Annotated in this window: 23 protein-coding genes; 11 read left to right on the plus strand and 12 right to left on the minus strand. The window is 67.7% G+C overall.

Annotation, left to right across the window (positions count from 1 at the left end; translation table 11 throughout):
* Positions 1–33: 33 nt before the first annotated feature.
* The gene (locus tag LDO27_RS06600) at positions 34–1,014 is read right to left on the minus strand and encodes a Bug family tripartite tricarboxylate transporter substrate binding protein (RefSeq protein ID WP_222204419.1); all 981 of its coding nucleotides are present in this window, start codon (positions 1,012–1,014) and stop codon (positions 34–36) included.
* Between the two features lie 65 nt (positions 1,015–1,079).
* Positions 1,080–2,864, minus strand: a complete 1,785-nt coding sequence (locus tag LDO27_RS06605) for an acyl-CoA dehydrogenase family protein (protein WP_224040493.1) — start codon at positions 2,862–2,864, stop codon at positions 1,080–1,082.
* A gap of 148 nt (positions 2,865–3,012) precedes the next feature.
* Here LDO27_RS06605 and LDO27_RS06610 point away from each other — a divergent pair, with 148 nt between their 5' ends.
* From LDO27_RS06610 to LDO27_RS06635, 6 genes are all read left to right on the plus strand, one after another.
* Positions 3,013–3,927: a LysR substrate-binding domain-containing protein gene (locus tag LDO27_RS06610; protein ID WP_224040495.1), complete on the plus strand. Its 915-nt coding sequence runs from the start codon at positions 3,013–3,015 to the stop codon at positions 3,925–3,927.
* Between the two features lie 309 nt (positions 3,928–4,236).
* Positions 4,237–4,548 carry a FeoA family protein gene (locus LDO27_RS06615; RefSeq protein WP_222204411.1) on the plus strand — a complete coding sequence of 104 codons (312 nt, stop codon included), beginning with the start codon at positions 4,237–4,239 and terminating at the stop codon, positions 4,546–4,548.
* A gap of 27 nt (positions 4,549–4,575) precedes the next feature.
* Positions 4,576–6,435 carry a ferrous iron transport protein B gene (gene feoB / locus LDO27_RS06620; protein ID WP_224040497.1) on the plus strand — a complete coding sequence of 620 codons (1,860 nt, stop codon included), beginning with the start codon at positions 4,576–4,578 and terminating at the stop codon, positions 6,433–6,435.
* 21 nt (positions 6,436–6,456) lie between these two features.
* Positions 6,457–6,759: a DUF6587 family protein gene (locus LDO27_RS06625; RefSeq protein ID WP_224040499.1), complete on the plus strand. Its 303-nt coding sequence runs from the start codon at positions 6,457–6,459 to the stop codon at positions 6,757–6,759.
* Positions 6,760–6,984: 225 nt separating this feature from the next.
* The gene (locus tag LDO27_RS06630; RefSeq protein WP_224040501.1) at positions 6,985–8,208 is read left to right on the plus strand and encodes an F-box protein; all 1,224 of its coding nucleotides are present in this window, start codon (positions 6,985–6,987) and stop codon (positions 8,206–8,208) included.
* A gap of 67 nt (positions 8,209–8,275) precedes the next feature.
* A complete protein-coding gene (locus LDO27_RS06635) occupies positions 8,276–9,730 on the plus strand; it encodes a hypothetical protein (protein ID WP_224040504.1) in 1,455 nt (484 codons plus the stop codon).
* A 113-nt stretch (positions 9,731–9,843) separates the two neighbouring features.
* Here the strand turns inward: LDO27_RS06635 and LDO27_RS06640 are convergent, their stop codons facing one another.
* Complete coding sequence (locus LDO27_RS06640) at positions 9,844–10,821, minus strand: tripartite tricarboxylate transporter substrate binding protein (protein WP_224040506.1); 978 nt, start codon at positions 10,819–10,821, stop codon at positions 9,844–9,846.
* A gap of 47 nt (positions 10,822–10,868) precedes the next feature.
* Positions 10,869–11,948, minus strand: a complete 1,080-nt coding sequence (locus tag LDO27_RS06645; protein ID WP_224040508.1) for a pyridoxal-phosphate dependent enzyme — start codon at positions 11,946–11,948, stop codon at positions 10,869–10,871.
* Positions 11,949–12,136: 188 nt separating this feature from the next.
* Between LDO27_RS06645 and LDO27_RS06650 the strand changes: the two genes are divergently transcribed.
* From LDO27_RS06650 to LDO27_RS06660, 3 genes are all read left to right on the plus strand, one after another.
* The gene (locus LDO27_RS06650; protein ID WP_224040510.1) at positions 12,137–13,045 is read left to right on the plus strand and encodes a LysR substrate-binding domain-containing protein; all 909 of its coding nucleotides are present in this window, start codon (positions 12,137–12,139) and stop codon (positions 13,043–13,045) included.
* Between the two features lie 408 nt (positions 13,046–13,453).
* A complete protein-coding gene (gene leuA / locus LDO27_RS06655; RefSeq protein WP_224040512.1) occupies positions 13,454–15,148 on the plus strand; it encodes a 2-isopropylmalate synthase in 1,695 nt (564 codons plus the stop codon).
* Positions 15,149–15,319: 171 nt separating this feature from the next.
* Complete coding sequence (locus tag LDO27_RS06660) at positions 15,320–16,036, plus strand: OmpW/AlkL family protein (RefSeq protein WP_224040514.1); 717 nt, start codon at positions 15,320–15,322, stop codon at positions 16,034–16,036.
* Positions 16,037–16,067: 31 nt separating this feature from the next.
* Here LDO27_RS06660 and LDO27_RS06665 read toward each other — a convergent pair whose 3' ends face one another.
* Positions 16,068–17,558: an AMP nucleosidase gene (locus tag LDO27_RS06665; RefSeq protein ID WP_222204389.1), complete on the minus strand. Its 1,491-nt coding sequence runs from the start codon at positions 17,556–17,558 to the stop codon at positions 16,068–16,070.
* Between the two features lie 274 nt (positions 17,559–17,832).
* Between LDO27_RS06665 and LDO27_RS06670 the strand changes: the two genes are divergently transcribed.
* Positions 17,833–18,222: a GNAT family N-acetyltransferase gene (locus tag LDO27_RS06670; protein ID WP_222204387.1), complete on the plus strand. Its 390-nt coding sequence runs from the start codon at positions 17,833–17,835 to the stop codon at positions 18,220–18,222.
* Between the two features lie 31 nt (positions 18,223–18,253).
* Here the strand turns inward: LDO27_RS06670 and LDO27_RS06675 are convergent, their stop codons facing one another.
* The 4 genes from LDO27_RS06675 to LDO27_RS06690 all read right to left on the minus strand — a co-directional run bounded on the left by LDO27_RS06675 (position 18,254) and on the right by LDO27_RS06690 (position 22,187).
* Positions 18,254–19,288 (minus strand): MBL fold metallo-hydrolase, encoded by a 1,035-nt coding sequence (locus LDO27_RS06675; RefSeq protein WP_224040516.1) that lies wholly within the window; start codon positions 19,286–19,288, stop codon positions 18,254–18,256.
* Between the two features lie 111 nt (positions 19,289–19,399).
* Positions 19,400–20,362: a Bug family tripartite tricarboxylate transporter substrate binding protein gene (locus LDO27_RS06680; RefSeq protein WP_222204383.1), complete on the minus strand. Its 963-nt coding sequence runs from the start codon at positions 20,360–20,362 to the stop codon at positions 19,400–19,402.
* A 122-nt stretch (positions 20,363–20,484) separates the two neighbouring features.
* The gene (locus LDO27_RS06685) at positions 20,485–20,826 is read right to left on the minus strand and encodes an AtuA-related protein (protein WP_222204381.1); all 342 of its coding nucleotides are present in this window, start codon (positions 20,824–20,826) and stop codon (positions 20,485–20,487) included.
* On the minus strand, positions 20,823–22,187 hold the full coding sequence (locus LDO27_RS06690; RefSeq protein WP_224040518.1) for an acyclic terpene utilization AtuA family protein: 1,365 nt from the start codon (positions 22,185–22,187) through the stop codon (positions 20,823–20,825). The genes LDO27_RS06685 and LDO27_RS06690 overlap by 4 nt, the downstream gene beginning before the upstream one ends.
* 165 nt (positions 22,188–22,352) lie before the next feature.
* Between LDO27_RS06690 and LDO27_RS06695 the strand changes: the two genes are divergently transcribed.
* Positions 22,353–23,249, plus strand: coding sequence for a LysR family transcriptional regulator (locus LDO27_RS06695; RefSeq protein ID WP_222204376.1), 897 nt, complete (start codon positions 22,353–22,355; stop codon positions 23,247–23,249).
* Positions 23,250–23,271: 22 nt separating this feature from the next.
* Here the strand turns inward: LDO27_RS06695 and LDO27_RS06700 are convergent, their stop codons facing one another.
* The 3 genes from LDO27_RS06700 to LDO27_RS06710 all read right to left on the minus strand — a co-directional run bounded on the left by LDO27_RS06700 (position 23,272) and on the right by LDO27_RS06710 (position 26,321).
* Positions 23,272–24,039 (minus strand): SDR family oxidoreductase, encoded by a 768-nt coding sequence (locus LDO27_RS06700; protein WP_224040520.1) that lies wholly within the window; start codon positions 24,037–24,039, stop codon positions 23,272–23,274.
* A 108-nt stretch (positions 24,040–24,147) separates the two neighbouring features.
* On the minus strand, positions 24,148–24,660 hold the full coding sequence (locus LDO27_RS06705; protein ID WP_222204373.1) for a DUF1269 domain-containing protein: 513 nt from the start codon (positions 24,658–24,660) through the stop codon (positions 24,148–24,150).
* A 239-nt stretch (positions 24,661–24,899) separates the two neighbouring features.
* Complete coding sequence (locus LDO27_RS06710; RefSeq protein ID WP_224040522.1) at positions 24,900–26,321, minus strand: acetate kinase; 1,422 nt, start codon at positions 26,319–26,321, stop codon at positions 24,900–24,902.
* Positions 26,322–26,327 lie beyond the last annotated feature (6 nt).

Below are 26,327 nucleotides of genomic sequence, written 5' to 3' on the forward strand. Positions count from 1 at the left end.
CGAATCGCCGGCGCGCGCCGGAGCCGCAAGCGCTCAGTCCAGCTGCGCGCCGCTCTTCTGCACCACGCTGCGCCACTTGCCGACCTCGGCCTTGACGAAGTTGCCCAGTTGCTCGGGCGTGGTGGACGACGGCAGCTCGAGCCCCTGCGCCACCAGCGTCTTGCGCACCTCCGGCTGCGACAGCGCATCGGCGAAGGCGGCGTTCAGCCGTGCGATGACCGGCTTGGGCGTGCCCGCCGGCGCCACCACCCCGAAGAACACCGACACATCGAACCCGGCCACGCCCTGCTCGGCCACGGTCGGCACGTCCGGCAGCGCCTGCGAGCGCTCCTTGGTGGTCACACCCAGCGCGCGTACCTTGCCGCTCTTGATGAACGGCAGCGCGGTCAGCACATCGGTAAACGTCATGCTGACCTGACCGCCCAGCAGATCGTTCAGCGCGGGACCGGTGCCCTTGTACGGGATGTGCTGGAAGTCCGTGCCGGCCAGGTTGTTGAACAGCACGCCGGCCAGGTGCGACGAGGCGCCGTTGCCCGACGAGGCATAGGTGAGCTTGCCGGGATGCGCCTTGCCGTAGGCGATCAGTTCGGCGATGTTCTTCGCCGGCACGGAAGGATTGACCACCAGTACGTTCGGCAGATGCCCCACCTGGATCACCGGCGCGAAGCTCTTGACCGGGTCGTAGTTGATCTTGCGGTACAGGCTCACGTTGATGGCCAGCGGCGCCGAGGTGCCGAACATCAGCGTGTGGCCATCTGGCTCGGCGCGCGCCACCACCTCCGCGCCGATATTGCCGCCGGCGCCGGCGCGGTTCTCCACGATCACCGGCTGGCCCAGGCTGCTCTTGAGCGCGGCGGCCAGCGTGCGCGCCATCGCGTCGGTCGGGCCGCCCGGCGGGTAGGTCACCACCAGCATGATGGGCTTGCTTGGAAAGTCCTTCTGCGCGACGGCGGGCGCGATGCCCACGCACAGGGTACAGGCGGCGATTGCCGCGATGCGATGCCAGATTGCCATGATTGTCTCCACCCGGAATGTTTTAAAAATGGGGTACTGCTCGGTACGGTGCCGTTCGCGTCCGCTCAGAACACGGTGACGGTCTTCAGCGCGGCCGCGGTGCAGCCGGTGTCGCCAGCGCGCGGGTACACCGCTTCGGCAAGCCATGCCGGCTCACTCTCGCCCGCCAGCGGATCGCGCGGCAGCACGCGATGGGCCAGCACCAGTTGCGCCAGCCGCATGCGGCGCCGCGAGCCGATGCGCCCGGCTTCCCACGCCATCGCGGCGGCGCTGGTGACGTGATACAGCGCGGAGGCGGCCTGGCGTGCCAGCACGTCGCCATCGGCGCCGGCATCGGCGGCATGCTGGGCGAGGGCCTGGGCGCGCGTGATCGCCGTCGCGAAGGCGGCGCGCGCGTCGGCGTGCAGAGGGGCTTGCGCGAGCAGCGCATCCAGATGGGCGCGCAGCACGGGCAGCGCGCCTTCGCGGCGGATTGCCCGCAGCACGTCCAGCGCGACGATATTGCTGGTGCCTTCCCAGATCGAACCCAGATGCGCGTCGCGCACCAGCCGCGGATCGCTCCACTCCTCGATATAGCCGCAGCCGCCGCGCATCTCCATGGCGTCGCCGGTCACCTTGCGCGCATCGCGGCAGGCGCGGAACTTGATCAGCGGCGTCAGGATGCGCATCAGCGGATAGGCGTCGGCCTCGCCCAGGTCGGCGCGGCGCAGCGCCTCGGCGGTCTGGAACACCATCGTGCGGGCCTGCTCGGTGGGCAGGGTCAGCTTGAGCAGCTGGCGGCGCATCAGCGGCATGTCGGCCAGCCGCTTGCCGAAAGCACGGCGCTCGCGCGCGATGAACAGCCCTTCGGAGAGTGCGCGCCGCATCAGGCCCGCCGCGCGCACGCCGTTGGACAGGCGCGAATTGTTGATCATGTCCGCCATCTGTACGAAGCCGCGGCCCGGCTCGCCCACCAGCCAGGCATGCGCGCCTTCGAGGCGGATCTCGCCGCTGGCCATCGAGCGCGTGCCCAGCTTGTCCTTCAGGCGGATGATGCGATAGTGATTGGCGCTGCCATCGGCCAGCGTGCGCGGCAGCAGGAACAGCGACACGCCCTTGATGCCTTCGGGCGCGCCCGCGGGACGGGCCAGCACCATCGCCAGCGCGGCGTCCGGGTTGGAGCAGAACCACTTGTCGCCCCACAGCCGCCAGGCGCCGTCGGCCGACTCGGCCGCCTCCGCGCGCACCGCCTGCGTCGCGGTAGCCGCCACGTCGGAGCCCGCGCCCTGTTCGGTCATGAACATCGCGCCCTGGTACAGGTCTTCGAACACCTGGGTAGTCAGCGCGGGCAGGAAGCGCTCGACCAGCGCCGGGTCGCCGAACTTGCGCAGCGTGCGCGTCAGCGAATCGGTCATCGACAGCGGGCAGCACAGGCCAAACTCCGCCTGCACGAACAGATAGGTCAGCGCGTACTTGGCCGCGGGCGGCATCGGCGCCGGCCAGCCCAGCACGCCACCGCGATGGGAGGCGGCGGCCAGCCCGAACTCGGAGAACGCCACGCGCTCCAGTTCCACATAGGCAGGATGCTTGTCGATGCGCTGCGCATCGATGCCGGTACGGGTGCGGTACGACAGCTCCGGCGGGTGGTGGTCGGCGACATTGGCCAGCGTATCGAGCACGCCTCCGGCCAGCTCGCCCATGCGGTCCAGGTGCGGCAGCAGGTGGCGGTACAGATCGTCGGGCAGATAGAGCGGCAGCAAGGCGCCCAGGTCCGGATCGGTGGCGAACAGGTTGGCACCGTGCTGGTCGGGCACCGGGTGAGCCGCCTCGATGTCGTCTTGGGAAGGCAGGGGTTGGACGCTGGCAAGCATGGTGTCTCCTTCTCGTATGGACCTCGCCGCCATGAAAGGGGCCGGTCTCTCGTCGCTGCTGTGCCTGCATTATTCAAAGCGGGGCGATTCGTGTCTAATTCAATAATTGGCTTGGTCCATATATTTTTTGTATCGATAGGGAACGCCCATGGAATTCCGTCACCTCCGCTATTTCCTGGTCCTGGCCGAGGAATTGCACTTCGGCCGCGCGGCGCGGCGGCTCTCCATTTCCCAGCCGCCGCTGTCGCTCAATATCCAGCAGCTCGAGGCCTCGGTCGGCGCCCGCCTGTTCGAGCGCGACAGCAAGGGCGTGCGGCTGACCGCCGCAGGCCGCGCCTTCCGCGAGTCCGCCACCGCGCTGCTCGCGCAGGCGGAGGAGGCGCGACTGCTCGCGCGCGAGATCGAGGCCGGCGCGGTGGGCCGGCTGCGGGTCGGCTTCGTGGGCTCCATGCTCTACCGCGGCCTGCCGCAGCGGCTGCGCGAATTCCAGGCGCGCTACCCGGGCATCCAGGTCGCGCTGACCGAGCTGAACTCCCAGGAGCAGATCGACGGCCTGCTGCATGGCCGCCTGGACGCCGCCTTCATCCACACCGGCCGCGTGCCCGACGAACTGGCGACCCGGCTGATCCATAGCGAGCCCTTCGTCTGCTGCATGCCGGAGGACCATCCGCTGGCCGGCCGGCGCACGATCAGGCTCACCGAGCTGCGCGGCGATCCCTTCGTGCTGTTCTCCCGCAAGGCGTCGCCCGATTACTACACCCGCATCGTCGACATGTGCGCGGCCGAGGGCTTCTACCCGCAGGTGCGGCACGAGGTGCGGCACTGGCTGTCCGTGGTGTCGCTGGTATCGCAGGGAATGGGCGTGGCGGTGGTGCCGGCGGCGCTGCAGCGCTCGGCCATGGCGGGCGCGGCGTTCCGTCCGCTGGCCGGCTCGACCGTGCCATCGGAGGTGTATTGCGCGTGGAAGGCACTGCCGGACCATCCGGCGCGCGACCATTTCATCGCCATCTTCGCGGCCGCGGCAAGAAAAAAGCCATCCGCCGGGGCGACGGATGGCTCTTGAGGACGCATTGGAACGGGGTGTTCAGCGTGTGCTTAGCTTAACGGCAGCATTGGCCCGATCCAATAACGCAAATACGGTAATTAGAGCCAACCCTCGATTTTTGCCGGCCGTTTCCGGCACTTGGGCACCGGGCCTTCCCGCCAGCACGCCGCACTTGGACTGCCCCGGAATGCCCCGCAACCGCGCCAGGATGCCGCCCTCCCGCCTTCGGCAAGGCCTGTTGCGCTACAATGCAAACGATTCTCATCTGCGTACCTGTTGCGCTCCGCCGGCGCAAGCCGGACGCCACCTCCACTGACCGGAAACCTCATGCGGTTGTCTGAACTGCCGCGGCGCACCGCCGCTGTCGTGCTGTCGGTCGACGACACCACGCCCAACGACCCAGTCGCCCGCCGACTGCGCGAACTCGGCTTCGTGCCCGGCGAAGCCGTGCAGATCATCGCCGTCGGCCCGTTCGGGGCCGACCCGCTGGTCGCCCAGGTCGGCTTTACCCGCTTTGCGCTGCGCCGCGCCGAGGCAGCCCGCGTCGCGGTGGAGCCCGTTGCGGCCACCGTCGCCAGCCTCGCGCCCGCCGCCGACCCACGGGTCTCCGACGTTCCCCCGGCCAGGCGCACCGCCTGAACGCCGCTCACGAGTCTTACGCCGAACATGTCCGTCGCCTCATCCCCGCCCGCCCTGCGCATCGCACTGGTCGGCAATCCTAATTGCGGCAAGACCGCGCTGTTCAACCGCCTGACCGGCAGCCGCCAGAAGGTGGCCAACTACGCCGGCGTCACGGTCGAGCGCAAGGAAGGCCATTTCGTCTCGCCGGGCGGCCGGCGCGTGCGCATCCTCGATCTGCCGGGCGCCTATAGCCTGCACGCGGCCAGCCTGGACGAGGCCATCACGCGCGACGTCTGCACGGGGCAGCGCCAGGACGAGCCGCCGCCCGACCTGCTGGTCTCCGTGGTGGACGCGACCAACCTGCGCCTGCACTTGCGCTTCGTGCTGGAGCTGCGCCGCCTCGGCCTGCCGATGGTGGTGGTGCTCAATATGAGCGACGCGGCGCAGCGGCGCGGCATCCGCATCGACCGCGACAAACTCTCGGCGGCGCTCGGCGTGCCCGTGGTCCAGACCGTGGCGGTCAAGCGCGGCGGCGCGGCCGCGCTGCTCGAGGTCCTCGACGGCACCCTGCCCGCCACCTCGCCCATCCTGGCCGGCGACGCCGGCCAGACCACCGACCTGCACCAGCAGGTCAACCAGCTGCTCGCCGCGGCCGTGGAGATGCCCGCGCGCACGGCCGAACTCGATGACCGCATCGACCGCGTGGTGCTGCATCCGGTGTTCGGCCTGGCGCTGCTCGCCGTGCTGATGTTCCTGATGTTCCAGGCGGTGTTCGCCTGGGCCGAGCCGCTGATGGGCGGCATCGAGGCCGGTGTGGCCTTCGCGGGCGAGTGGATCGGCAACTTCCTGCCCGACGGCATGCTCAAGAGCCTGCTGGTGGACGGCGTGATCGCCGGTCTGGGCAGCGTGGTGGTGTTCCTGCCGCAGATCCTGATCCTGTTTCTGTTCATCCTGACGCTCGAGGAATCCGGCTACCTGCCGCGCGCGGCCTTCCTGCTGGACCGCCTGATGATGGGCGCCGGCCTCTCCGGCCGCTCCTTCATTCCGCTGCTGTCGAGCTTCGCCTGCGCGATTCCCGGCATCATGGCCACGCGCACGATCCAGGACCCGCGCGACCGCCTCGCCACCATCCTGGTCGCACCGCTGATGACCTGCTCGGCCCGGCTTCCCGTGTACACGCTGCTGATCGGCGCGTTCATCCCCGAGCGCGCCGTGATGGGCCTGTTCAACCTGCAGGGGCTGGTGCTGTTCGCGCTCTACGTCGCGGGCATCGTCAGCGCGCTGATCGTCGCCTACGTGCTCAAGTGGTTCCGGCGCGGCGGCACCGACCACCCGCTGCTGATGGAGCTGCCCTCGTACCGCATTCCCAATCCGCGCGACATCGCGATCGGGCTGTGGGAGCGCGCGCGCATCTTCCTGTCCCGCGTGGGCAAGATCATCCTCGCGCTGACCGTGCTGCTGTGGTTCCTCGCCACGTTCCCGGCGCCCCCGGAAGGCGCCACCCAACCGGCCATCGACTACAGCTTCGCCGGCATGATCGGCCGCGGCCTCGAAACGATCTTTGCCCCGGTGGGCTTCAACTGGCAGATCTGCATCGCCCTGGTGCCCGGCCTGGCCGCGCGCGAAGTCGCGGTCGGCGCGCTGGCCACCGTCTATGCGCTGTCCGGCAGCGAGGACGCCGTCGCGGCCCAGCTGGCCCCGATGATCGCCGCGCAATGGTCGCTGGCCACCGCGCTCGCGCTGCTGGCGTGGTTCGTCTTCGCCCCGCAGTGCATTTCCACGCTCGCCGTGATCCGTCGCGAAACCAACTCGTGGAAGGTCATGGCGCTGTCGACGCTGTATCTCACCGGCCTCGGCTACCTGGCCGCCTTCGTCACCTATCGCGTCGCGCTGCTGTTCACCTGAAGCGGCCACCGCGCATTCACCATGAGCCTGTACCAACTCGCCGAAACGCTGCTCGTCCCACTGATCGTGATCGCCTGCGCGATCTCGGTCGCGGCGCGCTACATGCCGCGCACGCGCGAGCGCATCAAGGCGTCGCTGGCGGGCGCGCTCGGCGGCGGCACCGCCACCGGCTGGAAGGGCCGCATGGTCGCGTGGCTCGCACCGAAGGGCGCGGCCGGCTGCGCGAGCGGGTGCGACAGCGGAGGCTGCAACACCTGCGGCTCCAACGAAACCGCCGGCGGGCAGCCCACGGAACAGACGGTGAAGTGGGTGCGCAAGCGCTGAATCGGCGGTGCGAGCGCTCCGCAGAAACGGGTACGCTCCGGCCCATCTCCCTCGATGACCAAAGCCCTCGACCATGCGTCGAGGGCTTTTTTTTGCAGGTGCAGCACGACAGGCCGACGCTTTCCGGTTAACGGTTATAAACAATCGAAAGCTTGCGATTGCTAAAGTGCGCAGTCCCTCCCGGTGTCACCTTAGGCGCTCTTTCTGACGCTCAAGGAGAGCACCATGCCGCAAGACTGCATCGCAGGCATTGAACTTACGGTTTTCAGGACCGAAGGGACGAACAGAGCGGAACAAGATGACGGGAACAACGGACGCCTCACTACCAGTGGCTCCTCTGCTGTAGTTCAGAAACGTACCGCCGGGCCAATGCTCGCAGCGATCCGATCGCTGGTGTCCACGAACTCGGATCCCCAGAAACATCCACTCACCAACCAGGACTGGGCCCGCCTGCCGGTAAGCGTCACCAGCAAGATATTCACCTATCTTGCCGACCCATTCGACCGCGCCACCCTTGCCATGACTTGCCGCGTTCTGGATCAGCGGCTGAAACCGTACCGGAAGGAATTTGCGCTGTTTCGGCATGTGATAGCGGCGAAGAGACGTCTGGACACGCGGACGCAATCGTCGTGTATCCGTGAGCTTTCAGTGTGGCTTGACATATTCAGCAGTAACGGTTGGAGCCAATGGCGGACATGCTCTGCCCTGCGAACCATCTTTGCGAGACTCGGTGCGCTCTACCCGCATGTGCCCGAGCGCGTCTTTCACGAAATCTGGCCACTCTTCCTGGGGCTGGATTCAAAACCGGCGACGCAGTTATTGCAGCAGATCGCAGACGCAGCCCTCAAGCAATCGCCCAAGTTCGCCATCGTCGTGCTAACAGAAATCGCCAGGCGCACCGTTCATAGCCCGAGTATGAAACCGGATTTTCACGACAAGCTCCTTGATCTCGCTATTCCGCTATGGCAACACCCGAACACCGAAGAGGCGGAACACCTCATTGGGGCAATCGCCCAACGCATGGAAATCCGCAAGGACAACGAGACTAACAAGCGTCGGGACGAAGCAAGATGGAAAAGGATGGTGGCGCTGTTGCCATCGACCACAAATGTCAATTCCCCCGCCGTGCTTGGTTTGGCGCTTTCCGCCCTAGAAATCCAGTTCCACTGGGAGAGGCATGGCAAGCAGCAAGGCATCGGATTTCCCGCAGTGGCGATATTGCGAGAACGCATTGGCGCATTTCCGAGCCATGCGGACATCGGCTCAAATGCTATCCGCTACCGTACGCGCAAGGAGGAGGAAATAGACAACCGACGAGCGAGGCGATACATCGCCAGTGGCCGCTTCGCTCGTGACTGTGCGGAAGACGAAGCAGCGCGACGGCAGTTCGCGGGGCATTTTTCGAGCAGCATGCCACGCATTCAAACCGCCGGCGGGGGCTGCGGCTAATTTAGGACAGCACGACAGTGGCCAGGCTCTTGTGTCCTGCGCCACCGAGGTAGCGTAGGAGACAAGAATGAGCAAGGTGTACTGCAACTACCCAGGCTGGATTGCCTCGCGGAATCAAGCGCGGGCGGATAGCCGAAGCGTGGCCATCGCCAGCACTGGCCTGTACTCGAGTTGGGGGGCAGTTGCGCTCTGCCGCGCCGGAGTCTTTGCTGAGGCCATCACGGCTTTCTTCCGTGCCGGCGCGGCAATTTCACTACCGGCACCTGTTGCACTAACTGGAATCCGGCATGCGCTTTCGCAAGTTGGCCTGGGCCTTGGCACTGTAATGTCAATGGCGGAGATGACCGCGGCTAGCTATGTATTTGGTAAGGATGCACATGAATTCCGTTGTCTTCGCAATCACCTCCGGAAGCACAAGAGAAACAGCGAAGACTTTGCGGCCGATATACAGAACGCAAAGATGGCCGCACACCACGCCAAGCGTGGATTACCGGCCAGCGTGGTAGCACCGACCTACCCACAGGCGGACAACAGTACCGTCCGCGCAAAAAGCTATTTCGAATACGAGACCGGTCAAGTCGAAATACGGCAGGCAACCAACACCTTCAAACGCTCCCTATGGATGTTCCTGCGCGACGGCCCCCTTCAAGGCGGTGCGGTAAGCTGCAACCTTGCGACCCTGTGGCAAGCCGCCAAGGTCAGCGATCTGCTGCATATCGCCACCGTGCCGGCCAATGCGATCGGGACAGCCATCGGCGGCGCAGCGTTTAGTGTCGCCTGTGGCGTTCTCCATATCGTGGCCGGTGTGCTCGCTCGCAGCGAGGGTCTGCAGAAGTTGGCGGCGGCAACGAACGCAAAGGCGAAAATCGACGGCGTCATCCAGAGAATCGATACCGCCAAGAGGCAGCGAGAAGCCGCGGTAGACGATGCCGCCGAAGTCGGCGCAGCGCTGCTGCGGCACGCCGCAAAGAACGAGGACCGCGCGCAGGACGATGCGCGCAAGCAGATCCGGGTCGGCAAATGGCGCATCGGCTACGGCACGATGGCCATCGCGATCGCGGCACTGTCGCTGACATGCTTCGTGATCGCCGGCGGCCTTTCGATGGGCGGTATTGTCATTGCCTTCGTCGGCGGTCTGGTCGTGGCGGGCTGGGTCGGCTATGCCGCCTATCGCAACCGGCAGGACGCGCGCAGGTTGCAGGCGGCAGTCGCGGAGGGCAAGGGCGCCGGGCCCGCGATGCCGCTCGAGGAAGCCATCGCGCGCGCCGTTGTTTATCTCGACCGGAATACCGGCATCGGCAAGGAGGACCGGGCAGGAAGGCGGATGATCAAGCATGCCCTGATGGATATCGGCATGAAGCGCGAGGATTTCTGGGCGTTGCGGTTCTGCGCCGACGACCCCGAAGTCAAGGATTCGGTGGTGGACACCTTGAAAGTCTTGATCCACAACCTTGTCGACGGCGATGGCGCACGCACGGCGCTGGCGGCCAGGGTGAACAGCAAACGTCCGGCCTCGCAATAGCGGCTACCGTTTGCAGCTCTCGGCCGGCGGTTGCGCACCGCCGGCCCTGTCCCCTCCATGGGACAGGGAGTACAGCGTGGTCGGCGCATCCGCGCCTTGATGCCACGGCTTGCTTACTCCGGCTGAATCCCCGCATCCTTCACCACTTTTGCCCAGCGCGCCACCTCGCTACGCAGGAACGCGCCGAGTTGCTCGCGGCTGGAGCCTTTCAGCTCGATGCCTTGCGTGCTGAGCCGATCGCGCGTCGCACCATGCTGCAGGGCCTGATTCACTTCCTTTTCGAGGCGCGCGACGATCTCGGGCGGGGTTTTCGCTGGCACCACCATCGCCCACCACTGGTTCAGTTGCATGCCTGGAAGCCTGGCTTCGGCAGCGGTCGGCACCGTGGGCAGCGCGGGCAGCCGCGTCGCGCCGGTCACCATCAGCGCGGATAGCTTGCCCGTGCCGAGCAGGCTGCTGCCACTTGCCAGCGTGGCAAAGTGTCCGGCCACAAGCTGAGCGGCCACGTCGGTGAGGGCGGGAGCCGACCCCCGGTACGGGACCACATCGACCTTGACGTCGGCCTGGGCTTCCAGCAGTTTCGCGGACAGATGGCTGATCGATCCATTGCCGCTGGTGGCCATCTGCAACGGCCCCGCCTTGCGTGCGTCGGCCAGGAAGCGCTGGATATCGCCCGCCTTGTAGCGGCCGCTGTCGGCAAACAGAATCAGTGGCGATTCCCCCATGAGCGAGACGGGCGCGAAATCGCGCAACAGGTCGTAGGGCATCTGCGTGAAGACGGCCGGTGCGATCGCATGCGGCAGCTCGACCACCGCCAGCGTATAGCCATCCGGCGCCGCCTTCGCGGCGGTCTCCAGACCGATACGCCCGGAGGCGCCGGAGCGGTTCTCGACCACCACGCTCTGTCCCATGGTTTCGCTCATGCGCTTGGCCAGCGCGCGGGCGAAGGCATCGGTACTGCCGCCGGCCGCCCATGGCACGATCAGGCGCAGGGGCTTGTCCGGATATGCCGCGTGGGCGGTGGGGCTCAAGGTTGCCGCCAGCAGCAGCAGCGAGGGGACCAGGCCCCGGATGGTCTTGCGTAGCGTCATGCGAGCGCTCCCTTGTATCAGCGTGAAAAGGCAAACGGCGGGGGGAATCAGACGGATTCGACCTGGAACGGATCGCGCTCGCCCTTGGCGGTCAATAGCAGCAGAACCTGCTCGGACGATGCGATGCGACCGTCGGCGCGTAGCTGCCGGGCGGCGCTCAACCCTGCACCGGCGCACAGCTCCACCCAGAAACCGGCGCGGGCCAGTCGCGACACGCCATCGACCGCCGCGTCGTCCCCTACGACCAGAGCACCGCCGCCCGAGCGGCGCACGGCGATTTCCTGCTGGGCGGTCACCGTTGAGCCGGCGGTGGAGAACTGCGCCGTCTGCCCCGGAAATTCGGCTTGCAGCGAGGCGCCGTCCAGCACGCGAGACAGCCTGGCAAAGGGCTCCACCGCCCATAGCCGAGGCAAGCGCGGCAGCACGCCGGCTTGCACGAGGTCGCGCAGGGCGCTGTAGATGCCCCACAGCAGGTCGCCCCGCGCGGTTGGCACCATGATGTGATCGGGCCGGCAGCCCTGGGCTACCCACTCGAGCGCCACCGCGCGATAGCCTTCCACGCCGAACACCGGGCTGCCGACCGGCGGCACGGTGTAGTTGGTCAGCGCGAAGGCGCGGTCGCGCTCCACCCGCAGCCGCACGTGGTCCCAGCGCGCGTGGCCGGTATCGAAGGCGACGCGCTTTGCCCCGTAGTAGTGAAGGGCGCGCGCGAACGGCGTGGGCAGGTCGCGATACGTTGCGACCTCGCAGCGCAAGCCGGCCGCGGCGCAATAGGCCGCGGCGGAGATCGCCGCATTGCCGCTGGACGCAAGCACCACGGTGTCCGCGCCGATGTCCAGCGCGCGGCTCACGCCCTGCGCGGCCATCCGGTCCTTGTGCGATCCAGTCGGGTTCATGCCCTCGTGCTTGACCCACAGGGCCGCCACATCGAGATCGCGCGCGAGACCACGCACATCCAGGCAAGGCGTGTCGCCCTCCCCCAGCGAGACACCATGCGAATACGGCAGCCAGTGGCCCCACCTATAACCTGAGCTTTGTGCCACCGGCGCGGCCGGCAGGCTGTCGTACACCGCCTCGACGCTGCTGGGCCGCCCTGCCTGCGCGCAGCGCGGGCAGCCGGCGGGCATATCGGCTATGGGATACTCCGCCTGGCACGTGATGCAGCGGAGCTTCGCCAGCCGCGCATTGCGGCGAATCGGGGACACCGGCGACACGGCCGATGATTTCGGAAGAGGTGTTTGCATGCGGCGTATGGTAGAGGCCGGCGGCCGCCCCGGGCACCATGCGTCATGCATATCGAATAAGCAAAACTAATATGTCGACGACCACACCGAGCGCTCGTCAGATCGAGATATTCCGCATGGTGATGCGCCTGGGCTCGGCCAAGCGGGCCGCCGCGGCGCTGCATATCAGCCAGCCCGCGGTGACACAGTTGCTGGTCCAGTTCGAGACGCGCTCCGGGCTGAAGCTGTTCGACCGGCTCAAGGGCAGGCTGGTGCCGACGCCGGAAGCGCGCGCGCTGATGGCGGAAGTCGAGCGCGTCTACGTGGGGCTGGACATGGTCCAGCGCAAGATCGACATGCTGCGGTCGCATGAGGACGCGGTCCTGCGCGTCGGCGCCCTCCATGCAATGTCCGCCAGCGTGATGCCCGCGGTGGTATCCGAGTTCCTGCAGCTCTATCCGCGCATGCGTTGCCAGTTGCTGGTCGACAGCTCGCTGGTACTGCGCGACAGCGTGCTGCAAGGCGGGCTCGATCTGGCGTTCATGGGCAACGAAGCGGACACGAGCGGCCTGGTGGCCTCGCCGTTCTACGAGGCGACGGCCGTCTGCGTCATGCCAGCGACGCACCCGCTGGCCCATCGGCAGCGCATCGGACCCGAGGATCTGCGCAATGTGCCACTGGTGGGACTGTCCGAGTCCGATCCGGCGCAGCGCAGCCTCCAGGCGCTGTTCGCGCAAAGCAGCACCGTCCCCCGCTTTGTCGCGGAAACGCCGTACAGCGCCACGCAATGCGCGCTGGTCCTGGCGGGCACGGGGCTGGCGATCACCAATCCGCTGGTGGCGCGCGAATATGCGGCACTGGGCCTGCGCGCCGTGCCTTTCGCGCCCGCCGTGGTGTTTCGCGCGGTGCTCGCCTTTCATCCCGGGCAGGGTCAATCGCGCGCGGTCCAGGCGTTCGTCGGCCTGTGCCGGCGGCGCGTCGATCAGACGCTGGCGACATAGTCGCGCGATGCGAAGCGCCCGCGCCGGTCTTGACGCCCGCGTGGCGCCTCGCATACTCTGTCGCCCAGGCTGCGTGAATCGATGCCTGTATCGATCCCGCCGTTCCGCCGGCGCAGCCCGCCTCCTTACCAGACGATGACCCGTTCGCGCCCTTCCCGCCGTCATGCCGCCGATGCCCTGTGCATCGCCGCGCCGGCCTGCGCGCGTTCGCCGCTCGCTCTGCGTTCGTCCTCTGGTGCCGTGTCTGCCGTGGCTATCGCCGCGAACACGCGCGCCCTCTCCTCGCTAGCGCTAGACCTACCGATCGGTTGCCGGGCCTAGGGCCCCCGTGGCAGTTCGGCAGCCTCGCGCCACCCGTTTTCCGGATCCGTCCGGTCTCATTTCATCTTCCCGCGAGGAGGAATTCCCATGCTCCGCAACCCCGCCGCCAAATACCGTCCCGCCGCCACCGTGGACCTCACGGATCGCACCTGGCCAAATCGCCGCATCGAACGCGCTCCGCTCTGGATGAGCACCGATCTGCGCGATGGCAACCAGGCACTGATCGAGCCGATGAGCGTCGCGCGCAAGCTGCGCTTTTTCGAACAGTTGGTGAAGATTGGCCTGAAGCAGATCGAAGTGGCTTTTCCCTCGGCATCGCAAACCGACTTCGACTTCGTGCGCATGCTGATCGAGCAGTCGCGCATTCCCGACGACGTCACCATCGTCGTGCTGACGCAGTCGCGCGAAGATCTGATCCGCCGCACCATCGACGCCGTGCGCGGCGCGCCCCGTGCCGTGGTGCATCTCTACAATCCCATCGCGCCGGCCTTTCGCCGCATCGTCTTCGGTGCGAGCCGCGACGAGGTGAAGGAGATCGCGCTGTCCGGCACGCGCCTGATCCGCGCGCTGACCGATTCGCTGCCCGAGACGGCATGGTCCTACGAGTATTCTCCCGAGACCTTCAGCATGACCGAGCTCGATTTCTCGCTCGAGGTCTGCAACGCCGTTGCCGATATCTGGCAGCCCGATGCCAGCCGCCCCCTGATCCTGAACCTGCCGACAACGGTGGAATGCAGCACGCCCAACGTGTTCGCCGATCAGGTCGAATGGATGCACCGGCATCTGGCGCGCCGGGCGGATATCGTGCTCTCCGTCCACCCGCACAACGATCGCGGCACTGCGGTGGCCGCCGCCGAACTGGCCGTGATGGCCGGGGCCGACCGCGTGGAAGGCTGCCTGTTCGGCAATGGCGAGCGCACCGGCAACGTCGATCTGGTGACACTGGCACTGAACCTCTACACGCAGGGCGTCGATCCCGGACTGGACTTCTCGGATATCGATGCCGTGCGGCAATGCGTCGAGCATTGCAACCAGCTTCCCGTGCATCCGCGCCATCCCTATGCCGGCGACCTCGTCTTCACCGCGTTCTCCGGCTCGCACCAGGACGCGATACGCAAGGGCTTCGCCCAGCAGCGGCCCGACACGGTATGGGAAGTGCCCTACCTGCCGATCGATCCCGCCGACCTGGGCCGCAGCTATGACGCCGTGATCCGCGTCAACAGCCAGTCCGGCAAGGGTGGCATGGCGTATCTGCTCGAACAGGGCTACGGGCTGTACCTGCCGCGTCGATTGCAGATCGAGTTCAGCCGGGCCGTGCAGCGCATGACCGACGAGAGCGGCGCGGAGGCCAGTGCGAGCGAGCTGTACGCGCTGTTCCGGCGCGAATACCTCGATGCCGATGGACCGATCCGCTATGTGGGCCACCGGCTGCTGACATCCGCAGGGCGAGACGGCGACGTGGAGGTCGAAGCGGTCCTGATGCGCGATGGCAGGGAAGCGACGGTACGCGGCAAGGGCAATGGTCCGATCGATGCGTTCGTGCGCGCGCTCGGGCTGCCGGTGCGGGTGATGGACTATCACGAGCACGCACTGTCCGCGGGCGCGGACGCACAGGCCGCCTGCTATGTGGAAGTGCGTCTCGGCGATTCGCCGACCGGCTTCGGTGCCGCGGTCGACGGCAACCTCGTCAGCGCTTCGCTCAAGGCGGTGGTGTGCGGCGTGAACCGGCATCTGCGCGCGATGAAAACCGCCGACGGCAACAAGGCAGCGCAGGCGGCGTGATGGCGCGGCGCGCGCGGGGCTGCCATGTCCCCGCGCGCTGCGCGTCGCGCCGCCGCCACGGCAATCATGGCCAAAGCGAGCAACGCCCCGCTTCTTGCGTTGGGTCAAAATGCGCAAGCATCACATGGGACACACTCGGCGTCAGATTCCATGACCTGAACGCAGAGCACCATGACTTGCCATAACCGTCTTCACGCCGATCTCAACGTCGATTCCTACGTCGATTCCAGCGCTGTCTCGCGCGCCTTCCGTTTCCCTTCGCGCCATCGCGTTGCCGCCGCCGTGCTGGCCGCCTGCGCGGGCCTTTCGCTGTCGCTGCCCGCGATGGCGGCCGACGCGGATGGCCAGGGCAACTGGATGGTGCGCATGCGCGTCACCTATCTGGACATGGCGAATAAATCCGACCCCGTCGGCGGCATCGGTGCGTCGGACCGCGTCACCGTCAACAACAAATGGATTCCCGAGCTCGACGTCACGTACTTCTTCACGCCGCATATCGCCGCGGAACTGGTGCTGACCGTGCCGCAGAAGCAGGACGTCTATCTCGATGGCAACCGCATCGGCAGCTTCAAGCATCTGCCGCCGACGCTGCTGTTGCAGTACCACTTCCGCCCGGAGGCGACGTGGCGACCCTACGTTGGCGCGGGCCTGAACTTCACGCGCATCTGGGGCGCGGACATCGCCGGTGGCGCCATGTCGCTGGACCGCTGGAGCGTCGCGCCCGCGCTGCAGATCGGCATGGACTACCGGCTCACGCGCAACTGGTTCCTCAATGCCGATGTGAAGAAGGTCTGGCTGTCCAGCGACGTCACGGCCGGCGGCGTCAAGGTGTCCGAAGCGAAGCTGGACCCGTGGCTGTTCAGCGTCGGGGTCGGCTATCGCTTCTGAGACTTGCGCCAGGGATGCCGCAAAGGCGTCCCTAGCGGAACGCCGGCTCGTCGAAGCTGCGCAGCTTGCGCGAATGCAGCGCCTCGACGCCGTTCTCACGCAGGATGCGGATGGCTTCGAGGCCGATGCTCATGTGCTGGCTCACGCGCTGGCGATAGAAGGCGTTCGCCATGCCGCGCAGTTTCAGCTCGCCGTGCAGCGGCTTGTCCGAGACGCATAGCAGCGTGCCGTAGGGCACGCGCAGCCGGAAGCCGTTGGCCGCCACGGTGGCGCTCTCCATGTCGATGGCGATGGCGCGCGACTGGTTGAAGCGCGCATACAGCGCCTTGGACTTCAGTTCCCAGTTGCGGTCGTCGGTCGACACCACCGTGCCCGTGCGCATCCGGATCTTCATCTCGTTGCCCGACAGGCCCGTCACGCGCGCCACCGCTTCCTGCAGCGCCACCTGAATTTCGGCGATGGGCGGCACCGGCACCCACGGCGGCAGGTCCTGGTCCAGCACGTGATCATCGCGCACATAGGCGTGCGCCAGTACATAGTCGCCCAACTGCTGCGAGCGCCGCAGGCCGCCGCAATGGCCCACCATCAGCCAGCAATGCGGACGCAGTACGGCGAGATGGTCGGTCATGGTCTTGGCATTGGACGGGCCCACGCCGATATTGACCAGCGTCACGCCCAGCTTGTCCTCGCGCACCAGGTGATATGCCGGCATCTGCGGCAGGGCACGCGGATACAGGCCCTCGGTGGGCTGCGCCTGCCCCAGCTCCTGCACCACATCGCCCGGCTCCACGAAGCGCACATAGCCTTCGCCGTCGCCGCTGCCCATCAGCGAGCGGCCAAGCGCGACGAACTCGTCGACATAGCGCTGATAGTTGGTGAACAGCACGAAGCGCTGGAAATGCTGCGGGGCGGTGCCGGTGTAGTGGTACAGCCGCTGCAGCGCCAGGTCGACGCGCTCCGCAGGAAACAGCGACAGGGGCCAGGCCTCGCCCGGAATGGGCTCGTAGGTGCCGTTGGCGATGGCATCGTCGATGCGGCTCAGCTCGGGCAGCACGAACGAGGCTTCGAGTTCGCGCGCCTGCGTGTAGCTGATGTCGGTGGTCGATGCCTCGATGACGAAGGGCAGCGGAATCGGTCGCCGGCTGGTTCCCACCACCACCGGCACGCGGTGATAGCGCATCAACCGCTCGATCTGGTCGCGATAGTAATCCGCGAGCAGGTCGGGCCTTGTCACGGTGGTGCCATAGACGCCGGGGTACGCCACCGTGCCCCAGGAGGGCCGGCTGTCGGTCACCAGCGTTTCGAGATTGACGGAGATGCCCAGGTACGGGTAGCAGGCCTGCGCCGCAGAGGGAAGGGGCGCGCCCTGCACGAAGGCGTCGAAGCGCGCGCGGATCGCGGCGACCGACGCCTCGTAGATATCGTTGATACGAACCAGCGCCGCGTCGGCGTCGGTGAACTCGGCCAACTGATCGGCCGGGTGGGCGGAAGAGAAGATCGAGGCGTTCATGGCAGCCATCATACTCCCGCCGGCCTCGGCCGCGGCGGCGAAGCAAGCCCAGGGCCCCGCGGCTCCGCCCCGGGCGCCCGCCAAATTGACGCGCCCGCGCACCGTCGCTACACTGCGCGCTCATGCGGCCGGCGGCATCGCCGGCGCGCGGATGGCGCACGGCAACGCCCTTCCACGGGTTCCTACCTCGCCGTCGTCCCACCACCCGACCATCTCAAAACCTCGCCCGCTCCCCACGGCCGGGAGCGCCGACGAGGCGCTGCACGTTTCGCAAGGAGAGCCGCCGATGCAGATCCGCAACCTGATGCCCGAGGATATCGAGGCAGCCAGACAGCTACTTGCGGAGAACGGCTGGTCTCACCGGGTGGCCAATCCCGAACGGTTCGCGCGTCTGGTCGCCAACTCGCAACGCGTCGCGGTGGCGGTGGACCAGGGCGATATCGTCGGCTTCGCCCGCGCGCTGTGCGACGACGTCTCCAACGGCTATATCTCGATGGTGGCCGTGGCGCAGAGCCATCGGCGGCGCGGCATCGGGCGCGCGCTCGTCAGGCATATCATGGGCGACGATCCGGACATTACCTGGGTACTGCGCGCCGCGCGCTCTTCCGAGGCGGCATTCTTCGGCCAGCTCGGCTTCACGCCGTCGATGGTGACGATGGAAAGGCGCCGCGCTTGAGCCGGGTGGCGCGCGCCCTGCCACCAGCCTTTCAGCGGTCGGTACGGATGGGCCCGAATTCCACCGGCACCCACGCATAGCCCTTCGCTTCGGCCCTTACATGGCCAATGCCCGGGAACGGCAGATGCGCGCCGGCCACCCACAAGCGGTTGCGCGCGGCATCGGCGAACAGGCGCTTGCGCGTGCGTACCGCCTGGCGCGTATCCGTATCGAACTCCAGCGCGACATCCGGGCGGCGGAACTGCACCGCATGGCTGTGCACGATATCGCCCCACACCAGCAGGCTGTCCTTGCCCGACGTGAACAGATAACCGGTATGCCCCGGCGTATGGCCGGCGGCATCCACCGCGGCCACGCCGGGCACCAGTTCGTCGCCGGCGCGGTAGGCGCGGAGCCGGTTGGCCTCCCGGTACGGCGCCACGGCGTTGCGCGCCATCTCGAAGAAGGGCCGCGCGGCCTCCGGCGCCTGCTGTGCCTGCGCTTCGCTGAGCCAGAAGTCGGCGTCGGCCTGGTTCACGTGGAGGGTGGCATTGGGAAACAGCGCCTTGCCGTCGGCCACGAGGCCACACGTGTGGTCGGGATGCAGATGCGTCAGCAGCACGGTGTCGACCTGGCCCGGCTCATAGCCGGCCGCGCGCAGGTTCTCGGCGATGCGGCCCAGCGCCGGCCCGAAGCAAGACGGGCCAGCGCCCGCGTCGACCAGGATCAGGTTGGTACCCGTGTGGATCAGATAGGCATTGACCGCTGTCTGCACGCCCGGCGTGGCGGCCACGAACATGCGCGCCAGCAGGGTCTGCACTTCTCTCGCGCTGGTATTGCGCAGCAGCTTCGGGTCCAGGTCGATATAGCCGTCATAGAGCGCGGTGACCTCGAACTGCCCGACCATCATCCGGTAGAAGCCCGGCGCCTGCGCCTTGACCTGGGCCGGCGGGGCCGCCGCGGACTGTGCGCCGGCGGGCGCCACAAACGAAACGGCGCCCGCCAGGGCCAGCGCCGTGAAGACATGGAATGCGGATCGGCCCGCGGTGTTCGGTTGGCGACCAGCGGTCAGGTGCCGTGCTGACATGCGATGCTCCCTTCTTGGTGGAGAGGATTCGGAGGTTGAAGCCGCCGCCACTGTAGCACCGCATCGTCCGCCCGCGGGCGTTGCCGCGCCCGCGGGCGCCTGTCCCGGGGCTTATTCCGGCTGAATGTTGGCCGCCTTGATGATGCGGCCCCATTTCGTGGATTCGGCCTGCTGGAACTTGGCCAGCTCGGGCGGCGTGGTGGTGAAGACTTCTGTGCCGGTGCTCTGGTAGAAGTTGGACGCGGTCTCGCTCTTGGCCGCCTTCACCAGCATGGCGTTGAGCTTGGCGATCACCGGCTGCGGCGTGCCGGCCGGGGCGTAGGCCGCGAACCAGTAGCTCATCTCGTAGCCCTTGACGCCGGCTTCATCGATGGTCGGCACGTTGGGCGCAAGCGGCGAGCGGGTCTTGCTCGATACGCCCAGCGCCTTGAGCTTGCCGCTCTTGACCTGCGGCAACCCGGTGGCGTTGTCGGTGATCATCATCTGGATCTGGTTGCCCAGCAGATCGGTGACCGCCAGCGGATTGCTCTTGTACGGCACGTGCAGCAGCTGCACCTGCGCCATCTGCTGGAACAGCTCGCCGGCGATGCGCGACGACGAGCTGCCGCTGCCGAAGCTGAGCTTGCCCGGTTCCTTCTTGGCCAGCGCGATGAATTCCGCCACCGTGTTCACCGGCAACTGGGGGTTGACCACCATGATCTGGCCGCCCTTGCCCAGCGCCGTAATCGGTGCAAAGTCCTTGACCGGATCGTAGGGCAGCTTCTTGTACAGATGCTCGTTCGCGGCGTGTGTGGTGTTGGTGGTGATCAGCACCGTATAGCCGTCGGGCGAGGCCTTGGCGACGTCGCTGGCCGCGATGAACCCGCTGCCGCCGGGCTTGTTGTCGACCACCACGGTCACCTTGGCGTCGGTGGTGATCGCCTGTCCCAGCGCACGCGCGAGCTGATCGGTGGCGCTGCCGGCCGCGAACGGCACGACGAAGCGGACGGGCTTGTCCGGGAATTCGGCGCGGGCCGCGCCAGCCAGCATCAGCAGCGCGGTGGCGGCGATCGAAACCTTGAGGAATCCGGGCATGGTGAAGTCTCCTGTCTGAACTTTTCTAGTGAGTCAAAACGCATTGCATTGCGGTGGTGCTTGCGTGGGCGCGGCGCCAAGCCGGCGCAGGCCATCGCGGCGGAAGCGTGCCTCGCGGCGGACTAGTCCGATTCCATCATGCGAGGCGGAGCGGGAATGTCGAGCTGCAGCAGCAGGAAGGCGAGCGCCTTGCCGTGCGTGTCCAGATTCAGCGCGTCGTTGACGCCGCCATCGAGCACGCCGTCCAGCACGAAGTTCATCGCCTGTATCGAGGGCACGACGTAGCGACGCACGCTGGTGGGGCGGCGGTGGGCGAACAGCGCGCGTACGGCGTCCTCGGTGACATGCGCCAGCAGATGATCGAAGTCGCGCGCATCGTAGGCGATGACGCTGATGTTGGAGCGGTCGCCCTTGTCGCCGGTGCGGCCGTGGGCAAGGCGGTATAGCGCAACGGTGCGGCTCATGGCTCGATCCAGGTATGCGAGGGGGACACGGCGGCGCGCGGCACCAGGCACGACATGGCGTTCAGGCGCCGGCGCAGCGCGGTGCGCACGCCGCCGCCGCCCGCCGGACCGCAGGTGTAGAGCGCGTTCACCTCGCGCAGCAGGGTATCGGCCACGGCCTTGTCGTCGTGCGCGAGCGCGGCGCGCAACCGGACGTCCTGCGCCTGCGCCTCATGGGGCTGTGGCTGTGCGAGCCGCGTGCCGGCATCGTCGGCCAGCACGCTGATCACGCCGATGAGGTCGAAGCGGATATTGCCATCGTGGCCGAGCATGGCCATGCGCTTGCGCACGATATCGGCGGCCAGGCGGGCCCGCGCGGCCGCGTTCGGGCCCGCGTACGAGATCTCACCCTCCGCGATCCAGCCGCCTTCGTAGAACAGGTTGGCCTTCAGGCTGTCCGGCCGGGCGCGGCCGGCGATATTGCGCACCGCCACGCGGTCCGGGCCGAGCTGCTCGACCGTGACCGCGCTGATATCCGCGACCACGTCCGGCGTCAGGTACGCCGCCGGGTCGTGGACTTCGTACAGCAGCTGTTCCTTGACCGTGCGCAAGTCGACGCAACCGCCTGTATTGGCGGCCTTGGTGATCTCGATGTCGCCGTCGGCATCCAGGCGAACAATGGGATAGCCGACCGCATGCACGTCCGGGACGTCCTTCATGCCCGGGTCGGCGAAGTAGCCGCCGCTCGCCTGGGCGCCGCACTCGAGCAGATGGCCGGCCATGGTGGCGCGGGCGAGGCGGTCCCAGTCCTGCCACGACCAGCCGAAATGCGCCATCGCGGGCCCGACGGCGAGCGCGGGGTCCGCGACGCGCCCGCACACCACCACCTGCGCGCCGGCGGACAGGGCCTGCGCGATGGCCTGGGCGCCGATATAGGCGTTGGCACAGACGAAGCGCGCCTCGGGAAACGACTCGCCGACGATGCCGCGCAGCAGCGCGCGGCCATCGGCATGCGAGAGATCGTCGCCCTCGACCACCGCCACCCGCGGCGCGGGCAGGCCCAGCTCGGCAGCCAGCGCCTGTACGCGCCGGGCGGCGGCGCGCGGATTGGCCGCGCCGAAGTTGCCGACGATAGGAATGCCGTTGGCCAGGCACAGGCCCAGCACCGGCGTGAGCAGCGCATCGAGCAGCGGCTCGTAGCCATGCGCGGGATCGTTGCGCCGCGCCAGTTGGGCCAGCGCCAGCGTGCGTTCGGCCAGCGTCTCGAAGATCAGCGCGGCGGGGCCGCCCGCAGCGATCAGCGTGCGCACGACTGGCAGGGCGGCGTCGATACGGTCGCCCGAGAAACCGGCGCCCGAACCGATCAGCAGGGGAACGGTCATGGTGGCGATGCCAGAAGGCAGCGAGACAGCATAGTGGAAACCACCGGGGGCGCGCGGGTTGGGCGGGCACAGCGGCTGGTGATGGCATTCTAGGCCCGCGCCCCATTCCCGAAAAACGGATTATTTGGATTAATCTATCGATCCGTCAAATGAATTCCGCCGTCCATGAACCTCTCGGTCAAGCATCTGCGCGCCTTTGTCGCGCTCGCCGCGCACCGCAACTTCACGCGCGCGGCGCAGGCCTGCCATCTGTCGCAGTCCGCGTTCAGCGCGTTGATCCAGACGCTGGAGGAGCAGGCCGGCGCGCGGCTGTTCGAACGGACCACGCGTTCGGTGGAGCTCAGCGTCGAGGGCAAGCGCTTCGAGGACGTGGCGGCGCGCCTGCTCAGCGATTTCGAGACGGCGTTCGCCGAGCTGCGCGACCATGCCGAGCGCCGCAAGGGCCGGGTCGCGATCGCGGCGCTGCCTTCCATCGCCGCCGGCGACCTGCCGCCGATCCTGGCCGCTTTCCGCCAGCGCTATCCCGGCATCGCGATGGAGCTGTTCGACCTGCTGGCCGATGGCTGCATCGACCTCGTGCGGCGCGGCCGCGTCGACCTGGCGCTGGCACCCGCACCGGCGCAGGACCGTGACCTGCGCATCGAGCCGCTGATCGCCGATACGTTTCACCTCGTGTGTCCGGCGGACCATCCGCTGGCCAGCCGCAAGCGCATTCCGCCGCAGGCGCTGGCCGGCCTGCCGTTCATCCAGCTCTCGCGCACCAGCAGCGTGCGCCAGCACCTGGATGCCGCGCTGCATCCGCTCAAGCTCAACGGCGTGATGGAGGTGGAGCACCTGGCCACCGTGGCGGGATTGGTGGCGGCGGGGCTGGGCGTGACCGCGGTGCCCGCGCTCGCGCTGTTCCAGTTTCGCCTGGAGGGCCTGGCGGTCAGGCCGCTGCAGATGCCTTCGCTGGTGCGCGACATCTGCCTGATACGGCTGAAGGACCGGGGCGATTCCGCCGCGGCGGCGGCGATGGTGGAGTGCCTGCACGCCCATTTCGGCAAGCGGCGGGCTTCGTGATGGCGCCGTGCCGAAATGCGGCTCAGAAGTGTGCCAGGTAGCCGCCGTCGACCGCCAGCACATGGCCGGTGATGTACGAGGCCGCGGGCGAGGCGAGGAACACCGCCGCGCCGGCGACCTCGTCCGGCTGGCCCCAGCGGCCAAGCGCGGTGCGCTGCCTGAGCCAGTCCGCCACGCTTTCGTCGGCCACCATCGGCTGGTTCGGCTCGGTGGCGAAGTAGCCGGGGGCGATGGCGTTGACGGTGACGCCGTCGCGGCCCAGGTCCGCGGCCATCGCGCGCGTCAGCGCATCGAGGCCGCCTTTCGTTGCGGGGTACAGCACGTCGCCCGCGCGGGCCACCTGCCCCGCGATGGAGCTGACGTTGACGATGCGGCCGTAGCCGCCGCGCCCCATCCGCGCCGCCGCCTGCCGGCACAGCGCATAGGGCGCGACGAGGTTGGTTTCCAGCATCTCGCGCAGGTCTGCCGCGCCCAGATGCGCCATGGTCTGGCGGTTACGGGCGCCGGCATTGTTGACGAGGATGTCCAGTCGCGCGTGCGCTGCGTCGATGCGTTCGAAGGCGCGCGCGCCGGCCGCCTCGTCGGTGATGTCCAGCACCAGTGCCTCGGCGCTGCCGCCGCGATCGCGCAGCATCGCCACGGCGGCATCGACACGCTGCGCACTGCGCGCGGCGACGATGACATGGGCGCCGGCATCGGCCATCCCCGCCGCGATCGCCAGACCCAGGCCTTGGGCGCCGCCGGTCACCAGCGCGACACGGCCTTGCAGGGAAAAGAGTGAGGTCGTCATCCGCGGAAATATACCGCAGGCCCGGATGCGACAAGGGCGCCGCACGCGCGTGCGGCGCCCTCGTGGGTCAGCCTGTGGGCCGGGCGCGTCCGGCCCAGTCGCAGCGGCTCAGGGGAACGCAGGCACCGCGGGGTCCATGCCCGCGAAACGCGCCTCCGGATGCTTGCTGCGCAGCAGCGTTTCGATTTCCTCGCAGCGGCCGCGCGGCACGTCCACCATCAGCAGGATGCGTCCGTCCTCGATATCACCCTGGAAGGACTTCAGCCGGCTGTTGGGTGCGGAACTGCCGATCATGCTGGAGGCCCACGCGCCGAACACCGCGCCCAGCACGGCGAGCACGCCGACCAGTCCCCACTGCGGCGTGTCGCTTACGATCGGGAACATCGCCACCACGACACCGGCCGCCACGCCCACCGCACCGCCGACCATCAGGCCCATCTCGGCGGCATGCACGATATCCGAGGTCTGGAACAGATTGGCTTCGTGCAGCCCGGTCATGTCCTCGCCATCGCGCGCGACGAAATGGATGTGCCTGTTCTCGATTCGCGCCAGCAGCAGGTCGTCCATGGTGCGACGCGCGCTGGTCGTGTCGGGTAGCAGCCAGAATATCCGTTTGCGCATGGCTCTCTCCTTAACTCATGCTCTCGCCGACCGTCCCGAATCTTGCCCGGCGGCGCGCCTGACATCGGGCCGGAGTTATCTCGTTGTACGCCACGAGACCCGCAAGCGCAAGCAGACACGGCGCCCCGCCGGGCACCGTGCCTGCCTCGCGTCACGTCCTCGAATGGACAAGCGCCGCGGGGCCGTCACGACGGTGACGGACGCGGCGCTGCGAACTTGCGCTGTGGGTAAGGCGCGGCTCAGAAAGTGATAGGCAGCCGCACGTTGACCTGCAGGTCCGGCGTATCTCGGGTGAGGCCCGCGCCCACCGACAGGTTCAGCGTATAGCGGTCGTTGAAGCGGTACGAATAGCCGACCAGCAACGTGCCCTGCGTGATGCGCACCGAGCCGGGGACGCGTTGGCCGTTCTGCTTGGTCGGCCAGATGATGGCCTGGTCGTAGCCGATGCTGAAGGAGGCCCGCTCGTTCAGCGACAGGCCCATGCCGAAGTTGAAGCCGAAGATATCGCCCGGCGCGATCTTGCCCAGCGACTCGGTCTCGCCGTTGAGCACCGTGCGGCTGACGTTGTCGCGCGAGAAGTTGTGCAGATAGCTGAAGCTGCCGAAGAACACCGCCGGATCGCTCGGCAGCAGCCACGTGATGCCGGGCTGGATCGCGTGAAAGCCCGTACCGGTCGGCAGGCCCAGCGGCAGGCCCGTGCCCGTGGTGTTGCCCACGCAGCGCTGCACGCAGTCGGTCACCACCTCGAACGGGCTCTTGCCGGTATTGGACTTGTAGCGCAGCCAGCCGACGAAGTACGGCATGCGCTCGTTGCCGTAGTTGAGCTGGTAGCGCAGCGTGGCCTCGACATCGCCCAGGCCGCTGCCGCTCGCGTCGAATACGTTGTCCACGGCGGTGCCGGTAAAGACCTCGCGGCTGATGGTCGAGCCCGAACTGCGCACGTACGGCACCTTGGCCTCGATCTCCAGGCGCTTGGTGATGCCGTAGCGCAGCGCAACGGAGGCGACATACGTCGACGTCTTGACCTCGCGCACGTCGATCAGGCCGATCAGGATGGCCGGAATGACCGAATAGCCGACCAGCGCCACGCGGTTGTTCGACGAATAGCCGTACTGGAACGCCGGCTCCACCACCAGCTTGCCCACCGGCGTCAGCACGCCAGGCTGGTCGAAGATCGGGGCGATTTCCGGTGGCCGCGTATCGGACTCGGGTGGCTTGCCCACCGGCTGCTGGGCATCGGCCTGCGCCACGGTCACGTCGCCCTGCCTTGGCGGGGGAGCGGCCTGCGCGTTCGTGGGCACGCCCGTGGTGTTTGGAATGCCCGTCATGCCGCTGGCGGCGGCAGGCGCCGTGGCCGCGCCCGTGGCGATATCGCCGCCCGTCACGCCGGTACCGGGGCCGCGCTGGCCGCCCCGCTTGTTCGACAGCACATCGACGCCCAGCACGCTGCGCAGTTCGCGGATGGTGGCCTCCTGCTCGGCCATCGAGCGCTTCATGGCCTCCAGCGCCGCGGCCTGCTGCGCGACCTCCTTCTTCAGCGCATCGAGCCGCGCCGCGGTGGGCCCGTCGTCGGGCGCTGTCTGGGCCTGCGCCAGACCCCCGAGCAATAGCAACGTCGAGCACCCCGCTTGCCGGATGCCCCGCAGTGACTTGTTCTTCATGGCGTC

The sequence above is a fragment of the Cupriavidus respiraculi genome (genome assembly GCF_914271545.1).
GTDB classification, from domain to species: domain Bacteria; phylum Pseudomonadota; class Gammaproteobacteria; order Burkholderiales; family Burkholderiaceae; genus Cupriavidus; species Cupriavidus respiraculi.